Origin of the sequence: Hyphomicrobium sp. (genome assembly GCF_036780825.1) — a bacterium.
Classification (GTDB): Bacteria; Pseudomonadota; Alphaproteobacteria; order Rhizobiales; family Hyphomicrobiaceae; genus Hyphomicrobium_C.
The window spans coordinates 1-26,219 of sequence record NZ_DAIQCD010000001.1; the positions used below are offsets into that span (position 1 = coordinate 1).

A 26,219-nucleotide genomic window follows, 5' to 3' on the forward strand; every position below is an offset into this window, starting at 1 on the left:
CGCTCCAGGACCAGGGCGTCGAGCACGTTTTCGGCTATCCCGGCGGCGCCGTGCTCCCGATCTACGACGAGCTGTTTCAGCAGGACAAGGTGCGCCATATCCTGGTGCGCCAGGAAGGCGGCGCGCTGCATGCCGCGGAAGGCTATGCCCGCTCCACCGGCAAGGTCGGCGTCGCGCTCGTGACGTCAGGGCCCGGCGCAACGAACGCCGTCACCGGGCTTGCCGACGCGCTCATGGATTCGATCCCGCTCGTCTGCATCACCGGGCAGGTGCCGACGCACCTGATCGGCAACGATGCCTTCCAGGAGTGCGACACGGTCGGCATCACGCGCCCGTGCACCAAGCACAACTGGCTTGTGAAGAACATCAACGACCTCGCGCGCATCCTGCATGAGGCGTTTTATATCGCCAAGGCTGGGCGGCCGGGGCCCGTGGTCATCGACATCCCGAAGGACATCCAGTTCAACACCGGCAATTACGTCGGGCCGTCGAACATCGCCCACAAAACCTATAAGCCGCGCATCAAGCCGGAGCCCGCCGCCGTGCGCGACGCCGTGGAGATCATGACCTCCGCCAAGCGGCCCGTGTTCTACACCGGCGGCGGCGTCATCAATTCGGGCCCCAAGGCGAGCCAGCTCCTACGCGAACTGGTGCGGCTCTCCGGATACCCGATCACCTCGACGCTCATGGGGCTCGGCGCGTATCCGGCGTCCGACAAGCAGTGGCTCGGAATGCTCGGCATGCATGGCACCTACGAAGCCAACATGGCCATGCACGACTGCGATGTGATGATCAACATCGGCGCACGCTTCGATGATCGTATCACCGGCCGTGTCGATGCCTTCTCGCCGGGGTCCACGAAAATCCACGTCGATATCGACGCCTCGTCCATCAACAAGAACATCCAGGTGGACCTGCCGATCATCGGCGACTGCGCCTACGTGCTTGAGGAGATGCTGCGCGTCTGGAAGGCGAAGGCGCCGCAGCTCGATAAGGCCGCCCACAAGGCATGGTGGAAGGAGATCGATGGCTGGCGCGCCCGGAAGTCGCTCGCGTACAAGAACTCGAGCGACTACATCATGCCGCAATACGCCTGCCAGCGCCTCCACGAGCTGACCAAGGACCGCGACGTCTACTTTACGACCGAGGTCGGCCAGCATCAGATGTGGGCGGCTCAGTTCCTTCAGTTCGAGGAGCCCAACCGCTGGATGACGTCCGGCGGCCTCGGCACCATGGGCTACGGCCTGCCGGCTGCCATCGGCGTGCAACTCGCGCACCCGAAGTCGCTCGTGATCGACGTGGCCGGCGACGCCTCGATCCTCATGAACATCCAGGAGTGCTCGACGGCGGTGCAGTACCGCCTGCCCGTTAAGGTGTTCATTCTGAACAACGAGTACATGGGCATGGTGCGCCAGTGGCAGCAGCTTCTGCATGGCAACCGACTGTCCGAGAGCTACACGGAAGCCCTGCCGGACTTCGTGAAGCTCGCGGAAGCCTACGGCTGGACCGGCATGCGCTGCGATCATCCGGCAGACCTCGACGACGCCATTCGCGAGATGATCAACTCGAAGGAGCCCGTGCTTTTCGATTGCCGGGTCGCAAAGCTGGCCAACTGCTTCCCCATGATCCCCTCCGGCAAAGCTCACAACGAGATGCTGCTTGGCGAGGACGTCTCCGACGAGGAGGTTTCGAGCGCCATCGGCCAGGAAGGCAAGGTGCTGGTTTGAGGACCATCGACGCCCTCAAGTCCGTCGCTTTAGTGATCGCCGCTGGAGCAGCGCTCGCCGCTGCAGGGGGCGCGATGGCACGTGCCACAGGCAAGACGCCGGCGCTCGATGCCGCGGAGGCCGCCACCTGGGACCAAGCGGCCAGCATCCGCGGCGCGGCGGAGCGGCTCGGGAAGCTCCATCGTGCGCGCGGGGCACAGGCCGCCTATGAGCTGATCGACAATTGCTACAAGACGCACTCGCTCGCCTCGACTTACGGCGAGGGTTTCGAAGCCTGTATCGCGCAGGACTATCTCGAAACCCGAACGCTGATCCAGGTTTACTCGCGCATGCCGCCGGACGCTCTCGCGCAGCTCGGCGTTCCTTCGCCCGAGATGCTGGCGGAGAGCATGAGCAAGCGCATCTCCATGGCGTTCGGGCAATACGGGAAATCGCAAGCCTACGCCGACAACGTCAAACGGCTCGTCGACGAGCATGGGCTTCCCGTGTTCTTCGCCCTCGTCTTCCCGGAAGCCGCGAAGGTGATTGAAGACAAGAAAACCGAAGAGAAAAAGAAGCAGCGGCGATGATCAATCCCAACCCGCAAACCCATTATACGGGCCCCTCCCACAAGCAGGAGATCGAGACACACACGCTCTCCATCCTCGTCGACAACGAGCCGGGGGTGCTGGCGCGCGTGATCGGTCTGTTTTCCGGGCGGGGCTACAACATCGACAGCCTCACCGTGACGGAGACCGAGCACGAGACGCACCTCTCGCGCATCACGGTGATCACCCGCGGGACGCCCGCGGTGCTGACGCAGATCAAGCATCAGCTCGAGCGCCTGGTGCCGGTGCATCGCGTGCGCGATCTCACCCTGGAAGGCGCGTCCCTCGAGCGCGAGCTCGCCTTGGTGAAAGTCGTCGGCAAAGGGGAGAAGCGGATCGAAGCCCTGCGCATGGCCGAAATCTTCCGCGCCCAGGTCGTCGACACGTCGATGGAGCACTTCGTGTTCGAGGTTACCGGCAAGCCCGGCAAGATCGATACGTTCATCCATCTCATGACGGAGCTTGGCCTCGTCGAGGTGTCGCGCACGGGTATTGCCGCCATCGGGCGCGGCGCGGCGGCGATGTGATCAACGGAATGGGCATCCGCCTCCAAGAAGAGCTCAGTCTGGCTTTGTCATTGCAGCTCGACGCCTGGGTGCCGTCAGGTCATCGCTCGGGGCGGAGCCGTGGGCGGGATCACGTCGACCGGGTGGATGCCGCCTGCCTCCTTCCAACGTCATTCCGGCGAAGGCCGGGACCTACGCCAGCATCCACATCCGCCACGCTCGCTGAACCGGTCTCCTCGAGCCGGGCTCAGAGGCCATTCCGGTTCCGAAATGGGGGGCGCGGCTCTGAGTTTTGTCTTGATGGCGCGTCTTCCCGTTTTTCGGAGCGCACTCTAGAAGGCCTTCTTGCGCCCGCCCCGTTTCTTGCCTTCGGCCGCCTGGCTCTCGGCGAGCGACAGGGCGAGGCGGGAAAACGCGAAGTTGCGGTCGCTGGCGAGGAGCTGAGTGTTGCCCGCGGTGCGGAAGCCCACGGCACCGTCTTTCGCCGGGTAAAGGGGCTCGGCTCGGGCGGCGGCCCCGTTGGCGGTAACCATGAACGCTGCGAGGCGCGCCCGATACGTGCCGGCGGCCGAACGTTCGCACCGCCCCTCGCCGGCCGCGCGCTCGCAGGTGCCCACGTCCGCGTAGACCGGAGAGGCCGCCTCATGGGCCTTCACCGCCCGCTCGATGGCAGCAGAGCACGCTTTGAGAGCATCGGAGCCAAAGGATGCGCAGTCCGAGGCACTGGCGAAAACACCGCGAAAGCCAACGGATTGCCCGTCTTCCGCGGGGCGGGTCTCGCCGCATCCGGGGATCAGGGCGATGAGAAGAAGAGCCACACCGGCGGCACCGGCCGAAACGGGGCTGCGCATGAGCGGGGCACCTTCAGACGAACGATATTGGTCCATTCTGCCGGGTGCTCGCTTTCGGATACCTTAATCGCCGTTGAAAGAGCGCCAAGCGCCGGTGTAACGTCCGGCCGTCATATGGGGGCCCTTGCCCCTCCATCAATTCGGGGCGTCCGCCCCACCGTTTCCTTCCATCCTTGAAATCCAACCGCAAGAGAGAGCGATGCGCGTCTATTACGATCGTGATGCCGACATTAATCTGATCAAATCAAAGAAAGTTGCCATTGTCGGCTATGGCAGCCAGGGCCACGCGCATGCGCTCAACCTGCGCGATTCCGGCGTCAAAGATGTCGCGATCGCGCTGCGCAGCGGCTCCAGCTCAGCCGCCAAGGCCGAGAAGGAAGGCCTCAAGGTCATGTCCGTGGCGGACGCGGCCAAGTGGGCCGACGTCATCATGATGCTGACGCCCGACGAACTGCAGGGCGACATCTACAAGGAGCATCTCGCCCCCAACATGAAGCAGGGCGCCGCGCTCCTCTTTGCGCATGGGCTCAACGTGCACTTCAATCTTATCGAGCCGCGCGAGGATCTCGATGTCGGCATGGTGGCGCCGAAGGGCCCCGGGCATACCGTGCGTGGCGAGTATCAGAAGGGCGGCGGCGTGCCGTGCCTGATCGCCGTGCACCAGGATAAGACGGGCAACGCGCACGACCTCTTCCTTTCGTATGCATCCGCCATCGGCGGCGGCCGCTCCGGCGTCATCGAGACGACATTCCGCGAGGAGTGCGAGACCGACCTTTTCGGCGAGCAGGCGGTTCTCTGCGGCGGCTTGGTCGAGCTCATTCGCGCGGGCTTCGAGACGCTGGTCGAAGCCGGCTATGCGCCGGAAATGGCGTATTTCGAGTGCCTCCACGAGGTCAAGCTCATCGTCGATCTCATCTACGAGGGCGGCATCGCCAACATGAACTACTCGATCTCGAATACGGCCGAGTATGGCGAGTACGTCAGCGGACCGCGCGTGATCACGCCTGAGACGAAGGCCGAGATGAAGCGCATTCTTGCCGACATTCAAGCCGGACGCTTCACGCGCGACTGGATGCTCGAGTGCAAGGCCGGGCAGCCGAGCTTCAAGGCCACGCGGCGCCTCAACGACGAGCACCAGATCGAGGAAGTCGGCGCCAAGCTCCGCGCCATGATGCCCTGGATCTCGAAGAACAAGCTGGTCGATAAGGGCCGCAACTGACCAAGCTGTTTCCCGCGGAGGCCGGCGCCTCCGCGGGCACTCACGCCTCGCTACGTCTGGCCGCTGTGTCCCAAGGAGGCCACGCGATTGCGCCCCGATGACTTGGCATCGTAAAGCTTGGCATCGGCGCGCTGGACGAGCGCTTCCACGTCGTCGCCGGCACGATACTCAGCGACGCCAAATGACGCCGTAAGCTGACCGATTTTCTGGTTTGTCTCGCGGATGGTGAGCCGTTTCGCCTCGAACTGGCGGCGAATGCGCTCGGCAAGGGAATGGGCCGCCTCCTGCGCGGTCATCGGCAGGATGACGGCGAACTCCTCGCCACCGTAGCGAATGACGGTATCGCTTTCACGCGTGTTGGACTGGATGACGCGGGCAAACATCCTGATCAGCTCGTCCCCAACCTGATGCCCGTAGGCATCGTTGACGCGCTTGAAATGATCAATGTCGCACATGATGACCGAGAGCGGCGTCGAGTCGCGCTCGCACTCGATGATGGCTTTTTCCATCGTCATATCGAAATGGCGGCGGTTGCCGGTGCCCGTGAGCGGATCCTTGAGCACGACCTCCTGCGCGTGGCTGAGGCTCGACCGCAACACCTGGATCTGCTTGCGAGAATCTTCCAGATGAAACTTCAGCGCCTCGCTATCGCGGCGCATCCGCTCGTTTTCAGCAACGAGAAGGCTCACGATGACACGGACCTGCTCCGCCTCGGACAGGTTGGCAAGGCGCGCCCGCGCCGAGGAAAGCGACTTCGCATAGCTCTCGTTGGTCGCGATATGCGCGCGGATGAGGCCCAGCACGTTGCCGAGTTCCTGCTCGAGCCTTCGGCCCGTGCGCAACACTGCGTCGCGGGATGGGCACGCGCCGGCGGCGGGCAGGATCATGCCGAGAACCCGCACCAGCCCCGCAATTCCGCATCCAATGATGGAGATGCCCAACAAGAGCGAGAGCGAGAGGCCGATGATCGCGATCGGATTGTATTGAGTGCCGACGATGCCGCCGCCCTCGTCGAGCTCCGACGAGTTCAGAATTCGAAGCGGCTCGAGATTGAGATCGGATGCGGCCACAAGCATAAGTAGTGCAGCAAATACTACACCACCCCCCGCAACAAGCAGAGCGCGTTGCGCCAAATTCAAGCCTCGCAATGGGATCATGATAACACTTTGCAGAACCAAGGCGATGAAAGGATCGGCGAGTCCTATGCATCCATCCGGCAGAATGGACTATAAGTTGTAGAAATAACCGATTGGTCGAATATGCGACCCGACACGTCGATGCTACCTGGTCGTCAGTGGCAAAAAAATTCGCCTTAAGCAGGCATGGCGCTGCCTGCTCTAACTTTTGTATGTCGTAAGACTAAGCGATTCGGCGAAGGCCCGGAAAGAACCGATCGCAACCACGCACGGTGTAAAGATACACCGCGCATCTTCCTTCCGTACGCCCTCTCCGCCGTTCAGTACGTTTGCGGGTCGTCGAGATTCGGGGACGATCGAGACGGCGGCTCGCTCGACCGCTGCGGCTCGATGGGGGCTGGCGACGCGCCGGATCCGGCCTCGAGCGCGGCTGCGAGCTCCTCCCGCGCCTTCTCGGCTTGCCTCTGGCGACTCCACAAACTGGCATAAAGACCGCCTTTGGCGATCAGCTCGGCATGCGTGCCCTCTTCGACGAGCCGCCCCTTGTCAAGCACGATGATCTTATCCGCGTGCACGATCGTCGACAGCCGGTGAGCAATGATGAGCGACGTGCGGTTGGCGGCGACGCGGTCGAGCGCGTCCTGGATTTCTTTCTCGGTATGGCTGTCGAGAGCGCTCGTCGCCTCGTCGAGCATCAGGATCGGCGGGCTCTTGAGAATGGTGCGGGCGATGGCGACGCGCTGCTTCTCGCCGCCCGAGAGCTTGAGCCCCCGCTCGCCGACCATCGTCGCATAACCGTCAGGTAGGGTGGCGATGAAGCGGTCGATCTGGGCGAGGCGCGCCGCTTCGTCCACTTCGGCCTCGGTGGCATCGGGGCGTCCATAGCGGATGTTGTAGAGGAGCGTATCGTTGAACAGCACCGTATCCTGCGGCACGACGCCGATGGCGCGGCGCAGAGACTGCTGGGTGACATCGCGGAGATCCTGGCCATCGATGGTCACGCGGCCGGCGTCGATATCATAGAAACGGAACAGAATGCGCGAGATCGTCGACTTGCCGGCGCCGGACGGACCGACGATGGCCACCATTCTGCCGGCCGGAACCTCAAATGAGATGTCGTGCAGGATCGGACGTGCGGCGTCGTAGGAGAACGATACGTTCTCGAAGCGCAGCGTGCCGTCGGTGATTACAAGGGGCTTTGCCCCCGGCATGTCCTCCACCTCCGGCTTCTCCGCAAGCAGTGCGAACATAGTCTCGAGATCGACGAGGGCCTGCTTGATCTCGCGGTAAACCATGCCCATGAAGTTCAAGGGCTGGTAGAGCTGAATCATGACGGCGTTGATCAAAACGAAGTCGCCGACCGTGTGCGTGCCGGCCATGACGCCGCGGGCGGCCAGCCACATGACGAGCGTCATGCCGACGGTGAAGATCGCCGCTTGTCCCGAGTTCAGCACGCCGAGCGAGTAATAGGTCTTCACGGCGGCCCGCTCGTAACGGGCCATGGAGGCATCGAACCGGCGCGCCTCCGCCTCCTCGTTGCCGAAGTATTTCACCGTTTCATAGTTCAGCAGGCTGTCGACGGCCTTGGTGTTGGCCTCGGTGTCGCTCTCGTTCATCTCGCGGCGAATGGCGATGCGCCGCTCGGAGGCGACAAACGTGAACCACATGTAGAAGGCAATGGTGACGAGCAGGATCAGGACGTACGTCCAGTCGAAATAGAAGATGAGCAATCCCGCCACCAGCACCATCTCGACGATGGTCGGCGCGAGCTGCATCACGCACATGCGCACGATCAGGTCGATGCCGCGCGTTCCGCGCTCAATGACGCGCGAGAGCCCTCCGGTGCGCCGCTCGAGATGGAAGCGCAGCGATAGCCTGTGCAAGTGGCGGAAGGTGCGGTTATTGAGCTCGCGGATGGCATGCTGGCCGACGCGCGTGAACAGCACGTCGCGAACCTGGTTCAAAATCATCATCACCACGCGGCCGACGCCATAAGTGACGATGAGCATGGCGATGCCGAGCGCGAGACCTTTCGCACTGACCACGTCCGGATGCGCCAGATCGGACGCAAGCCAATCCGTCGCCCACTTGAAGACGACCGGAACGCCGACCGTGACCAGCTTGGCGATGAGCAGAACGACGAAGGCTGCCGCCACCTCCCGGCGCAGGTCGCGCCGGCCCTCCGGCCAGATGAACGGCAGCAGGCTCTTCAGCACCGACCAGTGGCTAATGTCGGCGGAAAGGCCGAGCAGATCCGGCCGCTCGCTGCGGCTCACAGTAGATGTCGCGATGTTCGTCGATCTCATATCTTGCCGGGAATCTCGTGCGCATGCCCCCACCCATTGGACCAATACGCATCCGAGGGGACATTGGAGCAGCGGGACGTTTAACGTGTCGCGGGGACAGGCTCAACGGCGCTTGCCGCGAGAGGCACGAAACAACGGGCAAATGTTGCCGCGCCGCGGTGCGCATCGGGCCTTGCAGATGCTGCGGCGAGGCCGCTCCTTGACGATGGGGCTGCGGCGATAGCGGCGTTCCGAGATCCGGTGACGCTTGCTTTGTCGCATCTCGCAGGCGCCGCACCTCACGTGCCGACGGTGAGCGCACCGCGGTTTCCTTTCGAGGCAACGGGGCTTGGCCGCTGCATGACGGCGCCAATGATCCACTGTCCTCCCTTTGGCGTGACTATTCCGGGCGCGCGTGCTCTTGGCGCGTGAGGGCCTTGCCCGCGACACCGCAGGGGCGGACGGCGCCCGTACCGACGAGCGGCGGGCCCGCTTGTGCCTATGGGGAGCGCTGCGGGCGTTGGATGCCGCCTTGGCTGACGCAAGGCGCTTTTCCTCAGCAGCCTTCTCTTCGGCGGCTTCGCGTTCCTCCTCGGCGCGGCGTGCCGCTTCCTCTTCGGCTGCCCTGCGCTCTGCCTCAGCATGAGCGTCCGCCTGGCGCCGATCTTCAGCCGCCCGCTCCTCACCGAGGCGCTTTTCCTCAGCGGCCTTCTCTTCGGCTGCCTTCCGCTCCGCCTCGGCGCGGGCTTCCGCTAGGCGCTGCTCTTCGGCAGCTTTCTCCTCGGCGAGGCGCTTCTCCTCCGCGGCCTTCTCAGCAGCGGCTCTCCGCTCCGCCTCCGCACGGCGGGCCGCCGCCGCCTCGGCAGCCTTGCGCTCCGCTTCTGCGCGAGCTTCAGCCAGGCGCCGCTCTTCGGCTGCCCGCTCCTCCGCAGCCTTCTCCTCGGCGAGACGTTTCTCCTCGGCAGCCTTCTGGGCCTCAGCACGGCGGGCCGCTGCCTCTTCGGCGGCTTTACGTTCCACCTCAGCGCGGGCTTCGGCCAGGCGCCTCTGCTCCGCCCTCTTCTCCTCGGCGGCGCGCTTCTCTTCCGCGGCTTTTTCGGCAGCCTTCCGTTCCGCCTCCCGACGGGCGTCTTCCGCCATGGCTTTCAACGCTTCCTCAGCGCCGCGGGCCACGTCAGCTGCGAGAGCCTTACGGGTCGCCTCCGTCTTGCGCGTGCTATCGAGCTTTTCCAGCTCCTCCAGCTTCCGCAAGCCTTCCTCGATGCGCCGGTCGAGATCCTCCTTGAGCTTGCGCAGCTCCTCGCGCCGCGCTTCGGCACGCTTCCGCTCCGCCTCGCTGTCGCTTTCCCCCGCGTGGGGGGCGTCCACGCGATCGGAGGAGGCGGCTGCCTTGGCGCGTGCTACTGCCTCACGCCATTCCACCTCCGCTTGGCGGCGCGCCTCTATGAAGGCCCGTGACTCGCGCGCGGTTTCGTCGGCCATTCTCATCACGTAGGCCGGCGGGGGCAGCCCCATGAGCTCGCGGGACCATCGGATCCAATACCTCACGTAGCTCAGCGCAGCCTCGACGGCGGTGCGCAGCCTCGCGACCGCTGGCGGCGCGGCGGATCCGGACGCCACGGCCGCGCTATGCGGCACTGCGAGCTGCCCGGCGATGTCCGAGCGGTAGGTGGCATGCGCGTCCTCGAGCCAATCGACGACCCCGGACACGGGTGCGCGGGGGCGCTCCTCTTGCGGCGCCCCTGAGGCTCCTGCCGCCACCCATTCGGGGCTCAGTACGATACATGCGAGCAGCGACGCGAACGCGCTCAGTCTGGCTGACCTCAACACCGCCACCCCATCAACACCATGCTTTCCGGTCTCCCCGGATGGGCGTCAGGTTAGGATATTCATTTGCGCGCGGGCAAACGAGTTCAGAATCTTCCTTAAGCGGAGCATAGAACGGCACTGCAATATCTAGCCTGCAAATCGACACAGACCGTTGGCAGACGAGGGGGGAAACCCCACATTTCCTAAGCTCGCCAATTCGGCATCATAGATCCAAGACAAGGAACCCAATTGCAACGTACCCCTCCCCTCGCCACTGATCCCGTTCAACCCGAGACTAAGGAGACCCATCCTCGGACCGATGCGCCACAGCGCGTCAATGGGGTCCTGCGTCCCCGTGGCTCGGCTGGCAACGTGCGCAGCCTTTGCGTCTATTGCGGCTCGGGTCTGGGAGACAAGCCAATCTACGCCGAAGCCGCGCGGTCCCTCGGCCGGTCCCTCGCTGAAAACGGCGTGCGGCTCATTTATGGCGGCGGAGGGCTGGGTCTCATGGGCGAAGTAGCGCGGGCAACACTCGCAGCCGGCGGCCAGGTGACCGGCATCATTCCCTCGTTTCTCGTCCAGCGGGAGCACATGCTGCGCGAAGTGACGGACCTACTCATCACCGCCGACATGCACGAGCGGAAAAAATTGATGTTCGACCGCTCGGACGCATTCGTCGCCTTGCCCGGCGGCGTCGGCACGCTGGAGGAACTTGTCGAGCAGCTCACGTGGGCTCAGCTCGGCCAGCACACGAAGCCAATCGTGGTGGCGAATATCGCAGACTTCTGGACGCCGTTTCTCGGACTTCTCGAGCATATGCGCCGGGAGGCCTTTATTCGCCCAGGGCTCGAAGTGCCTTTCGGCGTCGTGACAGAAGCTGACCAGATCGTGCCGCAGGTCATTGCGCTCCACGCCATGATGGGCGGCGAGGTGGCGCCGGGAGCGCTCGCTAAGTTCTAAAAAGATCGAGCCGTTCCAGTTGACCGGAACGGCTCGAAACGTTCATTCCATCGCTTTTCAGTCCTTGGCGCGCTCGACGTAGGATCCGTCGGCCGTCATGACGACGACGCGGGTGCCGCTCTCGATGTGGGGCGGCACCATGATGCGGGCGCCGTTCTCGAGCTTCGCCGGCTTGTAGGACGACGATGCCGTCTGGCCCTTGACCACCGGATCGGCCTCGACGATCTCGAACGTCACGCGGGCCGGAAGCTCGATCGAAATCGGGTTGCCCTCGAAGAGGGACACGCTGCAGGTCATCCCCTCCTGCAGCCAGATAGACTGGTCACCAATGATGTCCTTGGAGATCAGGATCTGATCGTAGGTCTCGGGCTGCATGAAGTTGAAGCCCATGTCGTCCTCGTAGAGATAGTTGAAATCCTTCTCCTCGAGGTAGGCGCGCTCTACCTGGTCCGTCGTGCGGTAGCGCTCCGTCACCTTCACGCCGTCAGAGATGCGGCGCATCTCGAGGTGCGTGACGGGCGTTCCCTTGCCCGGATGGATGTTCTCAGCCGAAATGACGACGGCGAGCTTGCCGTCGAGATCGAGCACATTGCCTTTGCGGATCGAGCTGGCGATCACCTTGACCACGGTCTTCTCCCATCAATTCCATCGTGCCCGGGGCGCCCAACCGGCAGCGCCTCGCGACAGATCCATCCGACCCGGGCAGGAAAATATGGCCGCTCTCATACTCTGGATCGCTCCTAACGCCAAGAGCCGACACGGTGACGCGCCTGGAAATGCGGAGAGGTCATGGGCCCGGAGAGGGCCAGAATGGGCCGGGTAGCGATGCAGAACCCCCAGGTGATGGAGCCGCCAGCGGGCCAAGACATGGTTTATCGGCTATGGCACAGAGCCCTTGAGCCCGCCTGACCCACATCGATATGGTGCACGCGGCGCTGCCAGCGATGTGCGCGAGTGCGATCGCGGCTCTTTCAACCTATCTTGCAAAGAATGGCTCGACACATGCCTGCCCTGTCCCCCTGGTGGGATCCGGACCGCCACCGGGATCGCCGGCCCGGTCTCATGCTGCGCAACCGCATCAAGGCGGCCATCCGAGCCTGGCTCAATGGCCAGGGCTTCATCGAGATCGATGCGGGAACGCTCGTCGTCTCGCCCGGCAACGAGACGCATCTCCACGCCTTCGCAACGGAGCGGATCGGGACGGCGCTCGAGCGTGAGACGCTCTACCTCAACACCTCTCCGGAATTCGCGATGAAAAAGCTGATCGCGGCGGGTGAGGAGAAGATCTACGCTTTCGCGCCGGTCTATCGGAACCGCGAGCGGGGCGCACTGCATGCGCCGGAGTTCACGATGCTCGAATGGTATCGGGCCGACGCCGGCTACACGGTGCTGTGGGAAGATTGCGCCGCCATGCTGGCGATTGCCGCCCGGATCAGCGGCCGGGAGCGGTGGTCCTTCCACGAACGGGATACGGCCGTTACAGGCGATCTCGAACGGCTGACGCTCGAGGACGCGTTCCTCACCTACGCCGGCTTTCCCCTCCTCGACACATGCCGGGAGGGCATTCCGGATCGCGACCTGCTGCGCGCACGCGCCACCGCGGCAGGTATCCGCACAGCCGATGACGATACATGGTCTGATATCTTCTCGCGCGTGCTGGTCGAGCGGATCGAACCCAATCTCGGGCATCCCCGTCCGACGATCCTTTATGAATACCCTGCGCCCGAAGCTGCGCTGGCGCGCCGGGTTGCAGGCCGGCCGGAGGTTGCGGAGCGCTTCGAGCTCTACGCTTCGGGCGTGGAGCTTGCCAACGGGTTCGGAGAGCTGACGGATGCTGGCGAGCAGCGACGCCGGCTCACCCTCGAGATGGACGAGAAGGCGCGCATCTACGGGGAACGCTATCCGCTGGACGAGGATTTCCTGGCCGCACTGGCGCAGATGCCGCCCGCCTCCGGATGCGCGCTCGGGTTCGAAAGGCTGGTGATGCTGGCGGCCGGCGCCAGCCGCATCGATCAGGTGATCTGGACACCCTTTGGCGATGAAAGCAATTGATCCCAAAATGCAGCGGAGCATCGAGGCGAAACTGTTTTATACCGACCGTATCCACGGATTGCCGCCGTCCAGCACGTTGGCCGATGTCAATGCGGCGCCCTTCCTCGCAAGCATCGTCTCCTGTCAACACCCCGATCACGATACCGAGCAGTGGCCGCCATCATGACCCGTCTGCGCCATACGCTGAAAAGTGCGGCGGACCTCGTCGAGGCAAAGCTCCTGCCGCCCGAGGCGGAAGCGGATGCGGCGCGCGTGGCCACGCGTTACGCGGTCGCCGTGACGCCCGCCGTGGCGGAGCTGATCGACAGCAAGGATCCGGCAGACCCGATCGCGCGGCAGTTCCTGCCGGACGTGCGCGAGCTCGACAGGGCATCCGGCGAGCGCGGCGATCCGATCGGCGACGATGTGAAAAGCCCGGTCAGAGGCATCGTGCACCGCTATCCCGACCGCGTGCTGCTCAAGATCGTCGGCGTGTGCCCCGTCTATTGCCGCTTCTGCTTCCGGCGAGAAATGATTGGCCCAGCGGCGGAAGCAAACCTCACCGCGGATGAGATCGAGGGCGCGCTCGCTTATATCCGCGCCCATCCCGCTATCTGGGAGGTCATCGTCACGGGCGGCGATCCGCTCGTCATGAGCGCGCGGCGCATCGAGGAGATCACGCGTGCGCTTTCCGAGATCGCCCACGTCAAGATCATTCGCTGGCATACGCGCGTGCCCGTGGTTGCGCCGGAGCGCATCACGGTTGACCTCGTGCGTTCGCTTAAATCGCCGGGCAAGACGGTGTATGTGGCGCTCCACGCCAATCATCCGCGCGAGTTGACGCCCGGAGCCCTCAGCGCCATCGCCCGGCTGGTCGATGCCGGCATCGCGCTCGTGAGCCAGACGGTGCTGCTGCGCGGCGTCAACGATAGCGTGGACGTGCTGGAAGCCTTAATGCGCGCGTTCGTCGAGGCGCGCGTCAAACCGTATTATCTCCATCACGGCGATCTGGCACCGGGGACCGCCCATTTCCGCACGAGCCTGGCCGAGGGGCAGGCGCTGATGCGGGCGCTCCGCCAGCGGGTCTCGGGCCTCGCGATGCCGACCTACGTGCTCGATATCCCGGGCGGCTACGGCAAGGTTCCGGTGGGTCCGGGCTATCTGGAGGAGACGACGGACACCGTTGCAGACCCCAGCGGACGCTTGCATCGCACGGATGGCGCCTGCGCCCCTTGAGGCCACGTCCGAACCCCAGGACTTGGCCGGAAGTTTCACGCCGCGGCAGATTGATCCTTTTCCAATGGCGCTGGCGGCTTGATCGGCAGGTAGCGGCGATAGAGGGCAACGATCGCCGGCAGGATGACGAGTTGGCCCGCGAGCGACGCGAACAGGCAGATCGCAGCCAACTCTCCGAAGAGGCGCAGCGAGGGAAGATGTGACAGCATCGTGACGCCGAGCCCGAGCGCGAGCACGATCGTGGTCAGGATCACGGCGGGGCCGATGTGATGCGCGGTGCGGGCCAGTGCCTCAGCGGCGCGGTCGGGCGCGGGCTTCGGCTCATCATCGGCAAGGCTCAGGCGGTAGGCTCTGCCGATCTCCTCTTCTTCCTCGCTTACCGCGGCTTCGTCCGCCAAGCGCTGCTCCTCGAGGCGGTAGCGGTTCAGGAAATGGATCGTCGAGTCGATAGCGAGCGAGAACGCCACCGTGATGGCGACGATGGAGGCGAACTGCAGTCCCTGCCCCGAGTAAAACAGGATGGCGCCCGTGGCGAAGATCGGGAATAGCGAGGGTAGGATGCTGGCGACGCCAACCATGAGCGAGCGCAGCGCGATGCCTAGGAAAATGAAGACGAGGAAAATGTCGCCGACGAGCCCCCAGGTGAGCTCGCTGATGAGCATCGCAGAGTTGCGCGCGGCGATGGCGGGAAGCCCCGTGACGGAGATCTCATAGCCAGGATGGCGCCCGCGCACGCTCTCCAGCGCGCGGTCGATCCTCTCGACCACCGGCAGGATCTCGCTCGCATCCTTGTCGGGCAGCCGTGCGGTGACCAGGACGGCGCCCTCGTCCGCGGCGATGAAGCGGCGCACGAGATGCTCCGGCAGCATCCGCACATACCTGCGCACGGTCTCGATCGACGTATCGCCCGTGGCCGCGAGCCAGCGCCGCAGGCTGTCCACGGACCAGACGTTGCCAAGCCCCGCTTCCTTTTCGAGCACTCCGTGCGCCTCGGCAATGACGGCGAGCGTTTTCTCATCGTAGAGCTCGATCGGCGGGCTGCTCTCTCCTGCTCCGGGCTGCGGCCATTCGATCATGACGTGCACCGGGTTGGCGCCGGTCAGCTTGCTGTCGAGGCTGCCGGTTGCGGCCAACGCCTGTTCCTTGTCCGGCACCTGATCGGCGAGCCGGTACATCGGTTTCAGACTGAAGAACGCATGCCCCGTCACGAGAACCGCCACCAGGCCAGCGACGGCGAACAGGAGCGGGCGGGCGCCGACGAAGCCGATCACCCGGTCGCTGAAGCGCTGCAGGACGCCGACGCCACCTTCTTCTTGATGCTCGGGGATCTCGGCGGAGGCTGGCGGCTCGCGGCGCACGAGGAGGGCCGCGAGCGTCGGCACAACGACGGCAACGGCTGTATAGGAGATGAACACGGCCATCAGCGCGGCGAGCCCGAAGGTGCGGATCAGCGCCGATTGGGCGAAGGCAAACGAGACCAGCGCAATGGCCTGGTTCATGGCCGTCAGCAGGCAAGCGGGCGCCACCTCGCGCACGGCGTTGCGCGCCGCCTCGACGCGGTCCATTCCGGCCAGGATGTCGCGCCGGATGGCGAACACGAGGTGCATCGAATCCGAGAACCCGGAGACCAGGATCAACGGCGTGATGACGTTGATGAAGAGGTTCAACCGGAAATCGAGCCCACCCAGCGCGCCGAGCGTCCACAGTATGGCGGTCGACGGGCCCAGCACCGCGATGAGCGTGAGCGAAAGGCGGCGGAAGAACAGATAGGCGATGGCGAAACCAACGGCGAACCCGAGGCCGTTGTAGACGAGGCGATCCCGCTCGACTGCATTGCGGATCTCGAGCTGCATGACGGGAGCACCGGTCAGCCTCGCAGTCAGGCCCGATCCCGCAAACTCACGGTCCACGACGTCCCGGATACCGGCGATGATCGTGCGCGCGGAGTGCTCCTCCACCATCCTGCGATCGAGCGCGATGACAATCAGCGCCAGGTCGCCCGCCTCGGACAGGAATTTGCCTTTTACGATGTCATTGCCGGCGAGCGCGTGGATCACGTCGGCATAGGCGTCGTTGGCTTCCGGGAGCTCGTCCGGGACGACGGGTGCCGCATAGCCACTGTCGTCAGGCACCTTGCGCGCCGACAGCATCGACACGAGCCCGCCGACGCCGTCGGTGAGCTGCAATTCGATGACCGCATTGCGGAAGACCTCGAGATGCTCGCGCGCGAGCAGCGCCTCCCCCTCGACGACGACGAGCACATCGTATTCGCTCGAAGGAAAGCGCCGGTCGATCTCTTCGTAGCGGTGGAATTCGGCGGTGTCCGTGCGGAACAGCTCGCTCAAGCTGTCGTCCACCCGCAGCTTCGAGACGCCTAGGAGGGCGAGGCCCGTGACGATGAGGATGAGTGCGGTACTGACATACGGCGCGCGCAGGGCGATCAACCCAAGGCGGTCGAGGCCGAACGAGAATAGGAAAGACCGGCGCGGCGGCAGCTCAGTGCTGGACATGCCTCATTCCGGCTGCGGCCGGAACTCCCCCCAAGTGTCCTGACGAGCGCTCTTGCTTTTGCCGGCAAGCCAGAATCGTCCGTGCAGCAACGGTGACATCGGCGCCTGGGCAGCGCAAGCCCCTCCCCTGCGCGCGCTCGTTCGGGGCCTCGCCGCGTTTCAGCGTTGCAGGCGTCTCCGCGAGCGCCTTATGCTCCCGGCCGGCTTCCGTTCCAGAGAGGAGAACGCCAATGGCGGACGAGCCCGCCGTCACCTCGCTCGACGTCATCGATCTCAGGTGCCCTCTGCCGGTGCTCATGGCGCGCAAGGCGCTGAGCCGGCTCCCTGCGGGCGCGGTGCTTGAGGTGCTCGCCAGCGATCCCGCGGCGTCCCAGGATTTCTCTGCCTTCTGCCAGGCGACGGGACATCGGCTCATCGGGGAGAGCGCCAACGAAGGCGTGCAGAGGTTCCTCATTCAGAAGGCGACGGGCTCCGTTTGAGGCTGCCCACCCGGGCGGCGCGGCGCACGGCCTCGCCCCTCTCGGCCCGGCTTGACACGGTGGAAAGGCCCCCGCATAAGGGCGGCTCGCGCCGTTCCTGCACGGCGCACCGGCGATCAGCGCATCGTTCGCGCAGGATCTCAAGGGCGGTTAGCTCAGCGGTAGAGCACACGCTTCACACGCGTGGGGTCACTGGTTCAATCCCAGTACCGCCCACCATCAGCACGATGAAATTTCTGGCCTTCTCCCGAACACAATACCGCAAGGCTGGGATCGCTTTCGGCTCGGCCAGCACCTGAGTTGCATACCCAGCCGCTATCCCGCACCAAAGTCTCAAGACCGTCTCACCGCGCGCCAGACGCATTCCGCCATTCCGATAACGGCGGCATCCCATCCGCTCGATCCCTACTCGGAGACAAGGGACCGCCTTCGCGCCGCGGACCTCTGCCGCGGGGGTGCTCGGTGAGCGCGTGCCCGCGCTCACCTCAAACGATCAGTCTCTAGAGCCGTTTCGGTTTAGGTGGAATCGGGGAACGGTTCTAAGCTTTTTTCCTCGTGCTTCTTCTCGGAAAACCGGTTCCCGCTGTTCTGGAAACACTCTAGTTCGCCAACGCAACCTCGACGAGATTGTCTGAGAACGATGGGGCGTGCCCCATGTCGGTGAACTCGGCCGAGCTGATGCTGTTGACGGTTCCATCGTTGAGCTGACGCCAGTATCCGAGCGTCGCAACAACGATGCCGGGATTGACGTCGTTCGTTATCCGCGCGACGCCCTTGAAGGCACCCCGGCTGTTCGACACACGCACCCGATCGCCGTCGATAATGCCGCGCGCCGACGCATCCTCCGCATTGATCATGACGAACTGCTCGCCTTGCGCCTTCAGCTTCCTGTTCATGTTGGCGTAGCAGGAGTTCAGGAAGTTATGGCTCTTCGGAGAAACGATGTTGAGCGGGTACTTCTTTGCGAGCTCCGGATTGGTCGCCGATGATTCCCGCCTCGGCACATAGTCGGGTAGCGGATCGAGATCCTCCCCGGGCTGGAAAGCCTCGTACATCTGCCTGAAGGGGCCAGCGACGAAGTTCTTGGCGCCCTCGACAAGGAACTGGCATTTGCCCGATGGCGTTGGGAAATTTCCTTCGCGATGGGGCGCGCGGTCGTCCTTGGTGCCGACTTTCAGGCGCGCAAAGCCGTGCTCTCTGAGGTAGTCGAGAGTGATGCCCTCACAGGCAGGCGACTCCCAATCGACATAGTGTTGCAGGCATTCCGTGTCGGACCATTTGAAATTCTCCTCCTCGAAGCCCATGCGCGCGGCGAGCCTACGGAAGATCTCGTTGTTCGGAATGGCTTCGCCCGGCGAGACGGCGCACTTGGTGTTGTAGGTCAGATGGAGATGGCCCCAGGAGAGGATCATGTCCTCCATCTCCGCCCCCATCGCAGCCGGCAGAACGATATCGGCGTAGGACGCGGTGTCGGAGATGAAGTGCTCGGCCGAGACGAGGAACAGATCGTCCCGCATCAGGCCTGCCACGATCTTGTCGGTTTCGGGAGCTTGCGTGACCGGATTCGAGTTCCAGCACATCATGGACATGATGGGCGGATCCAGCTCCATCTCGCCGGTGAGCGCGCGTCCAATCTGGAGATTGTTGACGACGCGGGTTCCCTCCGGAATGAGATCGGGCCGGCAGATGACGTCGAACTTGTAGGGATGCTCCCAAACCGGGAATTGCGTGACCCCGCCGCCAACATGGCGCCAGGCTCCGGTCAATGCCGGAATAGAGGTGACCGCGCGGATCGTCTGGCCGCCGCCATAGTGGCGCTCGAGTGCCACGCCCATGCGGATCGCCGCCGGCTGTGCGGTGGCGAGCTCATAGGCGAGCTTCCGGATATCGGCCGCCGGCACGCCTGTGATCGCCTCCGCCCATTCCGGCGTTCGCGTTTTGGCGCGCTCTTTGAGCTCCGCAAAACCGACCGTGTAGTTGTCGACGTAGTCCTGATCCACCAATCCCTGTTCGATGATGCAATGGATCACCGCCATCGCAAGGGCGCTATCCGTTCCGGGCTTGGGGCAAATGTGCCAGTCGGCGCTCTTGGCCGTTCGGGACGCATAAGCGTCGATCGCGACAACCTTTGCGCCCTGCGCCTGGGCTTCTTTGACAATGGCCCAATGGTGCAGGTTCGTGCTGACGCTGTTGCAGGCCCAGAGGACGATATACTTGGAATGGATGTAGCTTTCGGGATCGAGACCCGCCGTCGGCCCGATCGTCAAGAGCCACGCGGTGCACGAGCCCTCGCCGCAGAACGTGCGCTCGCAGACTGTAGCCCCCATTCTGTTAAAGAACGCGTCTCCCCCATTCAGGCCGTGCACGAGGCCCTGATGCCCCAGATAGCTGTAGGGGATGATAGCCTGGGGACCGTATCTCGCGATGATGTCCTTCCAGCGTGTGGTGATCTCGTCCAGCGCCTCGTCCCAGGTGATCCTCTCGAACTGCTTGGAGCCCTTCGGGCCCACCCGGCGCAGGGGATAGAGGAGCCGATCGGGATGGTAGTGACGCTGCTCGTAATCCTTCAACTTCACGCACAGGCCGCCCCGGGTGATGGGATGATCCGGATTGCCGCGAACCCGTAACAGAGTTCCCGCCTTATCGACCTCGAACAGCATGGAGCAGGTGTCCGGGCAGTCGTGGGGACAGCCGCCGAAAAATGTTTTGGTCGGGGCATGTTCGTTCATGGGCTCCTCCTTCACCGTTTGCTTCTTTTTGACGCAGTGCGCCGTCTTTTTTGTTATTCGTCAAGACTGGAGGAATTTGCGGGCCGGTGTAGATCCAAGGTTGTCCGCGCGGCTGAGGCCATCGCAATATCGCAGCCTTGGCCCTATGATACGCTCGCAATTGGCACTAAGAATACATACTGAGCGGTGCTATGGCTGGTGCCAGCCGTGGCGCAATGCAATTTTCAGGTGAAATCGCTTGGATCTTCCACTGCATCTGAAACCTGGTCTGGATCGAACACTCCAGGTCCAGATTTTCGAGCAGATCCGTCAGATGATCCTCGACGGTCTTCTCAAGCCGGGCATGGCGCTGCCACCGAGCCGGCTGCTCGCCGAACGGTTCTCGATCTCCCGCAATACGGCAACCCTGGCCTATGATCGCCTCGCCGCGGAAGGCTACGTCGAGTCTCGCGGCACGGCCGGAACGTTCATCAGCAGCACGCTCCCGGACGACATGCTTTCCGTGCGCGGCGATCGCAGCCAATCGAATGGCCCCCTGCCGGACGGCGGCGCGCCGCTGCTGTGCTTTGCCGGCTCGCCGGGAGGTGGAAGCGACCGGCCCCGCTATGACTTCTGGGTGGGTCGCTCCGATCCAGAAAGTTTTCCGATCCGGATTTGGCGGCGATTGATCAACCGCCGGCTCAGCGAGAACTCCTCGAGCTTCCTCACGGACTACTGCGACCCCGCGGGGCTTCCCGAGCTCAGAGAGGCTATCGCGGCGCATCTCGGCCGTGCCCGCGGAATGGCCATCACCCACGACCAGATCATCGTCACCTCCGGTGGGCAGGATGCTCTCAACCTGATCTGCAAGCTCGTCGCGCCGGATATCGCGCAGCTGTGCATCGAGAACCCTTGCTATCTCGGGGCTGCGATGCTGTTCAAGAGCACGGGCAAGCCCGCCGTGCCGGTTTCCGTCGATACGGAAGGCATCCGGATCGAAGATCTTCCTACGAGCCCCCGCAACCTGCTCTACGTGACGCCGTCACACCAATTTCCGACCGGCGTGACGATGCCGCTCAGCCGCCGCTTCGAGCTGCTTCGCTGGGCCGAGGAGACCGACAGCTACATCGTCGAAGACGACTACGACAGTGATTTCCGCTACGACGGACCACCGGTCACTTCGGTTGCGGGCCTCGGCCGTTCCAGGCGCGTGTTCTACATGGGGACGTTTTCCAAATCGGTCGGCGCGGGCCTCCGGATCGGATACGCGGGGATCCCACGGCTTTATTGGGACGACGCCCGGATTCTCAAGGCACAGATGAGCAACGGCCACTCCTGGCTCGAGCAGGCCGTCCTGGCCGACTTCATCACCGAGGGACATTTCGAGCGCCATCTCCGAAAACTCCGCCAACTCTACAAAGCGCGGCGCGACCGCCTCGAGCGCGAGCTGAGATCGCATTTCCACGATCCGGAGATCAAGGGCACGGAATGCGGCCTCCATTTCATCTGGCGACTGCCGCCGCACTTTCCCTCCGCGCAAAAGATCCAGCTCGCGGCGCGCGAAGCCGGGGTCGGCGTGTATGCGCTACGAAGCGGCGCTGCATTCGATTTCCGAGAGGATGCGAGGGATGACGTCCTGGTTTTCGGCTTCTCGTCGCTTGGCGAGGATGACATCCGCGATGCGGTTCGAATCCTGAAAACCACGCTGCAAAGCCTCGGTGCCTGTGCAGATCCTCTCGGCGGAGACCGCACCGGCACTGCACGCCGCGCGGCTGCTCGGCACCAGTGATGTTCGCCACGTTGGCTCTATGCAGTCCCCGATGATGCGTTCAACCTCTCAGAACGGACGCAGACTCGCATCCCAAACCATCAAGATCTAGAGCCGTTCCGGTTTCGGCGGAATCGGGGAACGGCTCTAAGCGTTTATTTTATCGTGCTTCTGGTCGGACACTTTACCGTACATGGCTTCGCCATGACCGGTTTCCACTTTTCCGGAAGCACTCTAGGCAAGGAGTGGAAGCGACCGATGGGACATACGCCTGCTCAGGACTACGATGACATCGCCAAAGCTATTCAGCCCTATCTTGACGGCGCGAAAGCTGGCAAGGGCGATACGATGAAGCCCGCCTTCCATGCGGACGCGACGATCTATGGCTACATCGGCGATACGCTCGTGTCAGGGCCGATCAAGCTGCTGTACGACTGGACCGATTCCGTTGGTCCTGCTCCAGAGATCACACCTCGCATTGTGAAAGTCGATGTGGCAGGCACCGCGGCCAGCGTACGCGTCGAGATTGACAATTGGCAGACGCATCGCTTCACCGACTTGTTCAATCTCCTTAAAATCGATGGCACCTGGGTCATCGTGAACAAGATCTTCCACGCGCACCAGTAAGCTAGAAGCCTAGGGGCTCACCTCACGGTGCGCCCCTATTGTCGGTGCGAGGCTCGCTGTGCGTTTGTGGCTCGCACAGGTCTCCGACATTTGAACGTTTCCCTCCCCCTCGTGAGCGGACGGATAAAGCTTCACGTCCTCTACCAGCTTGCGCCGCAACGCCCGTTGGAACCATGCAAAATTCGACGCTGGCCCTTTTCTCCGGCCGCGGCGCTTCGCATCATATCCGGAACCGCCCATCCCAAGTTGGGAAACGAGTGCGGAGAGGGCGCGAGTTCAGGCCTCGATCCGAGGCCGCCCGCGACGAAACAAGATCGAAGCCCGGGAGGGGAACAGCATGCCTCACGTTGTAACGGACAATTGCAGCAGATGCCGCTTCACCGATTGTGTCACGCACTGCCCCGTCGCGTGCTTCCACGGTGATGAGGAGCGGCTTTATATCGACCCGGATGGCTGCATCGATTGCGGCGCGTGCATCGACGCCTGTCCGGTGCATGCGATTTACGACGTCATGGACCTGCCGGACGAAATGGCACCCTGGATCGCCATCAACGCATCGCGCTCAGTTGAACTGCCCGTGGTTCGAAATCGCGAGGCGCCCTTGCCGACCGCCGCCGCTCGGCGCGTTGAGCTTGGTTTCTAGAGCAGATCCCATTCGGGCGGACTCGCTCGAATGGGTGATGATGCTCGCCCAAACACAGTCGTGCTTCTTTTCGGACACTTTAACTTGCATGGCTCCGCCATGACCGGTTCCCACTTTTCCGGAAGCACTCTAGCACTCCTCGAGGTGGTGAAATTGCACAGTGGTGAGCGCCTTCAGATTGCCATCGTCGGCAGCGGGCCCAGCGGCTTCTATGCCGCCGAAGCGCTGCTTGCTTCCGGTCTCGACATCCAGGTCGACATGTTCGAGCGTCTGCCCACGCCATACGGGTTGGTGCGGAGCGGCGTCGCCCCGGATCATCAAAAGCTCAAACAGCCCATCCGCGTATTTGAGGAGATCGCGCGCTCCCCGCGCTTCAATCTCGTGGCCAACGTCACCGTGGGCGGGCAGATCTCCGTCGAGGAGCTGCAGAGCGCGTACCATGCCATCGTGTTTGCCTGCGGGGCGCAGAACGATCGGCGAATGAACGTCCCCGGTGAGGATCTCAAAGGCAGCCATACTGCGACGGAATTCGTGGGCTGGTACAATGGGCATCCCGATTACCGTGACCGGACTTTCGATCTCGATCAGGAGGTCGCCGTCATCATAGGTCAGGGCAACGTCGCCGCCGACATTTGCCGTATCCTGATGCGGCCAGTCGACGAACTCAAAAGCAGCGACATCGCAGAGCATGCGCTCGAGGCGCTATCGCGAAGCAAGGTGCGCGAGGTCCATATCGTCGGCCGCCGTGGCCCCGTGCAGGCGAAATTCACCACGAAAGAGCTGAGAGAGCTTGCCAGCCTCACGGGCACGGTGTCCACGATCGAGCCCGAGCAACTTGCGTTGTCTGAGGCGTGCGATGCCGAGCTGGCCAGTCCTAAGAGCGCCGTCGCGAAAAGGAACCTGGACGTGTTCCGGAGCCTCACCGAAAACATCGCCGACGGTAGCCGCCGACGCATTCATTTCCGCTTCCTGGCAAGTCCTGTCGCTCTTTTGGGAGAGGAGCGCGTCGAACGCCTCCGCCTCGTTCGCAACCGGCTGAGCGGAGCACCGTTCGATCAGACCGCGGTTGCGACCGAGCAGCACGAAGATATCCCATGCGGACTGGCTTTCCGGAGCATCGGCTACAAGGGCGTCCCGATACCGGGCCTCCCGTTCGATGCCGAGCGCGGTGTCGTGCCGAACACGGCCGGGCGGGTTCATGCCGATGGCGCCGTTGTCCCGGGCTTGTTCGTGACGGGGTGGATCAAGCGCGGACCGAGCGGCATCATCGGAACCAACAAGGCCGACAGTCTGGAGACTGTCCATGCGCTCCTTGAGGATCTATCGAAGGCTGCCCCAGCCCGCGCGCCAGGTCTGGAAGGGGTTCTTCCCATTATCGAGAGTCGCTCGGGACGCGTGGTCTCGCTCTCCGACTGGTTTGCCATAGACGGCGCTGAGGTGGAGCGCGGCAGCAGCGTCGGAAAACCACGTGAGAAGTTCACGCGGATTGGCGACATGCTCGCCATTCTTCCGCCTCAAGGCCGGCAAGAGGACCTATCAAGCGCACCACTGCTCGAAACCGGTACACAGGGATAGAGCTGTTCCCGGTTTAAGTGGAAGCTGGGAATGACTTCTTCGTGCTGCTTGTCCGACACTTGAATTTGCATGGCCTCGCCATGGCCGGTTCGGGCCGCTCGAAGGTATCGCTTGCCCGAGATCGGGCTCAAGAGCCCGATGGCTTGAGGTGAGCGCACACGGCCACCGAAACGATCAGGCTCTAGGTTCGGGTGACTTCGTCACGATCGTCTTGTAATTCCAGGAGCCTAGATGCAATCAGCGCCCGCCTTCAGGTGAGCGGCGCACCTTCATCGCTTGGGTACGACAGCGTTTCTGACGCATCGCAGACCCTGTTTCTTCCAAGTGCCTTGGCGCGATAAAGCGCTTCATCCGCCTGCTTCAGCAGCGCAGGAAAATCTCCCGCATGAGCTGGAAACGTCGCGATGCCGACACTAATTGTCACCGGCCGTTCGATGCCGGGATGCGGCGCGTTCTCCACGGCGGCTCGAATCCGCTCCGCGATGGTCCGTGCGCCCGGCGGAGCTTCAGGGCAAAGCAAGACGAACTCCTCTCCGCCATATCGGAACAGCTCATCTCCTTCGCGCTTTTCACCCGCAATCACCACGGTGACGTCACAGAGCACACGATCTCCACGGAGATGGCCGTACTTGTCGTTTATGTATTTGAAGTGATCGATATCGATCATGATCAAGCTCACCGTCACTCCCGACTGCGACGCGACGGCGAGCATCGCCGGACCTTTGGCGTCGAGTTGCCCGCGATCCTGCAAGCCGGTCAGTGGATCCTTGCCCACCTGCGCGACCAGCTTCTCGTAACGGTGGCGATACGTCAGGCGGTCGAAGACGTCCGCCGTATCATGAGGCAGGGTGCGAAGCTGGCTCTTCTCAATGAACGCGAGATAGATCGTGAGCATGAGGCTGAAGAACGCGGCGGCACCGATCTTCGCGATCCAGCCGCCATAGAAGGCGGACACCGGCACGCCGGTCAGGTATCGCAGACCGGCATAGAAGAAGATCTGGTCGATGCTCAGGATGAGCGCCAGGCTGATGAAAATGCGCCCTGGAATGGTGTTCGTCACCAGCGAGCCCAGACGTTCATAGAGCAGCACCAACGCAATGAGGTCGATGAAGAGCAGCGCCGTTCCCCACACCATGAGAAGGCCCATCTGATCGACGAAACGAAGGTCTGAATTATAGCCGGGCAGTCCCACCGGATCGCCATAGAGGCGCAAGATCAGCGCCAGCGCCACCATGAGCATGTTGCCGACCATAAGCCCGTAGACCGGCTGGCGCATGCTCTCCGCGTCTTCCTTTATGTAGAGCAGCAGGAAGAACGCGAGCTTGCCGGCAAACATGACGGTGGAGCCCGGAGAGATCAGACCGAAGGGCAGCTCTATGAAATAGACGGCGGCCAGATAGGTCTCGAGAAAATGTATGGCCCCGAGCATGCAGAAGAAGACGCCAATGCCGATCGTCTTCCTCTGGTAAAAGATGAATGCCATCGCTGCGAAATAAACGATGGCCTGCAAAAGCAGCACCAAGAAGCCCGACATGCCGTTCAAGTCCCCCTGAGTCGCTGCT

Annotated in this window: 21 protein-coding genes and 1 tRNA gene; 14 read left to right on the forward strand and 8 right to left on the reverse strand. The window is 63.3% G+C overall.

The features are described from left to right. The 3 genes from V7P99_RS00005 to ilvN all read left to right on the forward strand — a co-directional run. A partial coding sequence (locus V7P99_RS00005; RefSeq protein ID WP_333792763.1) for an acetolactate synthase 3 large subunit occupies nt 1-1,727 on the forward strand: 1,727 nt, incomplete at its 5' end. A gap of 74 nt (nt 1,728-1,801) precedes the next feature. Beyond that, nucleotides 1,802-2,296 carry a hypothetical protein gene (locus V7P99_RS00010; protein WP_333792764.1) on the forward strand — a complete coding sequence of 165 codons (495 nt, stop codon included), beginning with the start codon at nt 1,802-1,804 and terminating at the stop codon, nt 2,294-2,296. Next, entirely contained in the window at nt 2,293-2,841 is a 549-nt protein-coding gene (ilvN, locus tag V7P99_RS00015; protein WP_333792765.1) for an acetolactate synthase small subunit, read from the forward strand. Before V7P99_RS00010 ends, ilvN begins: the two co-directional genes overlap by 4 nt. A gap of 311 nt (nt 2,842-3,152) precedes the next feature. On the opposite strand, the gene V7P99_RS00020 is transcribed toward ilvN, so the two are convergent. Beyond that, the gene (locus V7P99_RS00020; protein WP_333792766.1) at nt 3,153-3,671 is read right to left on the reverse strand and encodes a DUF1190 domain-containing protein; all 519 of its coding nucleotides are present in this window, start codon (nt 3,669-3,671) and stop codon (nt 3,153-3,155) included. 199 nt (nt 3,672-3,870) lie between these two features. Between V7P99_RS00020 and ilvC the strand changes: the two genes are divergently transcribed. Beyond that, a complete protein-coding gene (ilvC, locus tag V7P99_RS00025; protein WP_333792767.1) occupies nt 3,871-4,890 on the forward strand; it encodes a ketol-acid reductoisomerase in 1,020 nt (339 codons plus the stop codon). A 50-nt stretch (nt 4,891-4,940) separates the two neighbouring features. Here the strand turns inward: ilvC and V7P99_RS00030 are convergent, their stop codons facing one another. The 3 genes from V7P99_RS00030 to V7P99_RS00040 form a co-directional block, all read right to left on the reverse strand. After that, nucleotides 4,941-5,966, reverse strand: coding sequence for a diguanylate cyclase (locus V7P99_RS00030; RefSeq protein WP_333792768.1), 1,026 nt, complete (start codon nt 5,964-5,966; stop codon nt 4,941-4,943). 380 nt (nt 5,967-6,346) lie between these two features. Continuing rightward, a complete protein-coding gene (locus V7P99_RS00035) occupies nt 6,347-8,332 on the reverse strand; it encodes an ABCB family ABC transporter ATP-binding protein/permease (RefSeq protein ID WP_333792769.1) in 1,986 nt (661 codons plus the stop codon). Nucleotides 8,333-8,434: 102 nt separating this feature from the next. Continuing rightward, a complete protein-coding gene (locus V7P99_RS00040) occupies nt 8,435-10,138 on the reverse strand; it encodes a hypothetical protein (protein ID WP_333792770.1) in 1,704 nt (567 codons plus the stop codon). A gap of 327 nt (nt 10,139-10,465) precedes the next feature. On the opposite strand from V7P99_RS00040, the gene V7P99_RS00045 reads away from it, so the two are divergent. After that, a complete protein-coding gene (locus V7P99_RS00045) occupies nt 10,466-11,080 on the forward strand; it encodes a TIGR00730 family Rossman fold protein (protein ID WP_442909843.1) in 615 nt (204 codons plus the stop codon). Nucleotides 11,081-11,137: 57 nt separating this feature from the next. Here V7P99_RS00045 and efp read toward each other — a convergent pair whose 3' ends face one another. Next, nucleotides 11,138-11,707 carry an elongation factor P gene (gene efp, locus V7P99_RS00050; protein WP_333792771.1) on the reverse strand — a complete coding sequence of 190 codons (570 nt, stop codon included), beginning with the start codon at nt 11,705-11,707 and terminating at the stop codon, nt 11,138-11,140. A gap of 375 nt (nt 11,708-12,082) precedes the next feature. Between efp and epmA the strand changes: the two genes are divergently transcribed. Genes epmA through V7P99_RS00065 form a run of 3 tightly spaced genes read left to right on the forward strand, consistent with a single transcriptional unit; the run spans nt 12,083 to nt 14,347 of the window. Then, nucleotides 12,083-13,132, forward strand: coding sequence for an EF-P lysine aminoacylase EpmA (epmA, locus tag V7P99_RS00055; protein WP_333792772.1), 1,050 nt, complete (start codon nt 12,083-12,085; stop codon nt 13,130-13,132). Beyond that, a complete protein-coding gene (locus tag V7P99_RS00060) occupies nt 13,119-13,298 on the forward strand; it encodes a hypothetical protein (RefSeq protein WP_442909841.1) in 180 nt (59 codons plus the stop codon). The genes epmA and V7P99_RS00060 overlap by 14 nt, the downstream gene beginning before the upstream one ends. After that, a complete protein-coding gene (locus V7P99_RS00065) occupies nt 13,295-14,347 on the forward strand; it encodes a lysine-2,3-aminomutase-like protein (RefSeq protein ID WP_333792773.1) in 1,053 nt (350 codons plus the stop codon). Before V7P99_RS00060 ends, V7P99_RS00065 begins: the two co-directional genes overlap by 4 nt. A gap of 35 nt (nt 14,348-14,382) precedes the next feature. Here V7P99_RS00065 and V7P99_RS00070 read toward each other — a convergent pair whose 3' ends face one another. Next, nucleotides 14,383-16,857, reverse strand: coding sequence for an efflux RND transporter permease subunit (locus V7P99_RS00070; protein WP_333792774.1), 2,475 nt, complete (start codon nt 16,855-16,857; stop codon nt 14,383-14,385). A 230-nt stretch (nt 16,858-17,087) separates the two neighbouring features. Here V7P99_RS00070 and V7P99_RS00075 point away from each other — a divergent pair, with 230 nt between their 5' ends. Together V7P99_RS00075 and V7P99_RS00080 are read left to right on the forward strand one after the other, a co-directional pair. Continuing rightward, nucleotides 17,088-17,336 (forward strand): sulfurtransferase TusA family protein, encoded by a 249-nt coding sequence (locus V7P99_RS00075; RefSeq protein ID WP_333792775.1) that lies wholly within the window; start codon nt 17,088-17,090, stop codon nt 17,334-17,336. A gap of 144 nt (nt 17,337-17,480) precedes the next feature. Continuing rightward, nucleotides 17,481-17,555, forward strand: a tRNA-Val gene (locus V7P99_RS00080). A 380-nt stretch (nt 17,556-17,935) separates the two neighbouring features. Here the strand turns inward: V7P99_RS00080 and V7P99_RS00085 are convergent. Further along, nucleotides 17,936-20,065 carry a molybdopterin-containing oxidoreductase family protein gene (locus V7P99_RS00085; protein WP_333792776.1) on the reverse strand — a complete coding sequence of 710 codons (2,130 nt, stop codon included), beginning with the start codon at nt 20,063-20,065 and terminating at the stop codon, nt 17,936-17,938. Nucleotides 20,066-20,303: 238 nt separating this feature from the next. Between V7P99_RS00085 and pdxR the strand changes: the two genes are divergently transcribed. From pdxR to V7P99_RS00105, 4 genes are all read left to right on the forward strand, one after another. Further along, on the forward strand, nt 20,304-21,833 hold the full coding sequence (pdxR, locus tag V7P99_RS00090; protein ID WP_333792777.1) for a MocR-like pyridoxine biosynthesis transcription factor PdxR: 1,530 nt from the start codon (nt 20,304-20,306) through the stop codon (nt 21,831-21,833). Between the two features lie 237 nt (nt 21,834-22,070). Beyond that, on the forward strand, nt 22,071-22,439 hold the full coding sequence (locus V7P99_RS00095; protein WP_333792778.1) for a nuclear transport factor 2 family protein: 369 nt from the start codon (nt 22,071-22,073) through the stop codon (nt 22,437-22,439). Nucleotides 22,440-22,776: 337 nt separating this feature from the next. Next, nucleotides 22,777-23,082, forward strand: a complete 306-nt coding sequence (locus tag V7P99_RS00100) for a 4Fe-4S dicluster domain-containing protein (protein ID WP_333792779.1) — start codon at nt 22,777-22,779, stop codon at nt 23,080-23,082. 99 nt (nt 23,083-23,181) lie between these two features. Then, on the forward strand, nt 23,182-24,657 hold the full coding sequence (locus tag V7P99_RS00105; protein WP_333792780.1) for an FAD-dependent oxidoreductase: 1,476 nt from the start codon (nt 23,182-23,184) through the stop codon (nt 24,655-24,657). Nucleotides 24,658-24,907: 250 nt separating this feature from the next. Here V7P99_RS00105 and V7P99_RS00110 read toward each other — a convergent pair. Then, the coding region (locus V7P99_RS00110) for a GGDEF domain-containing protein (protein WP_333792781.1) at nt 24,908-26,219 on the reverse strand (1,312 nt) is incomplete at its 5' end.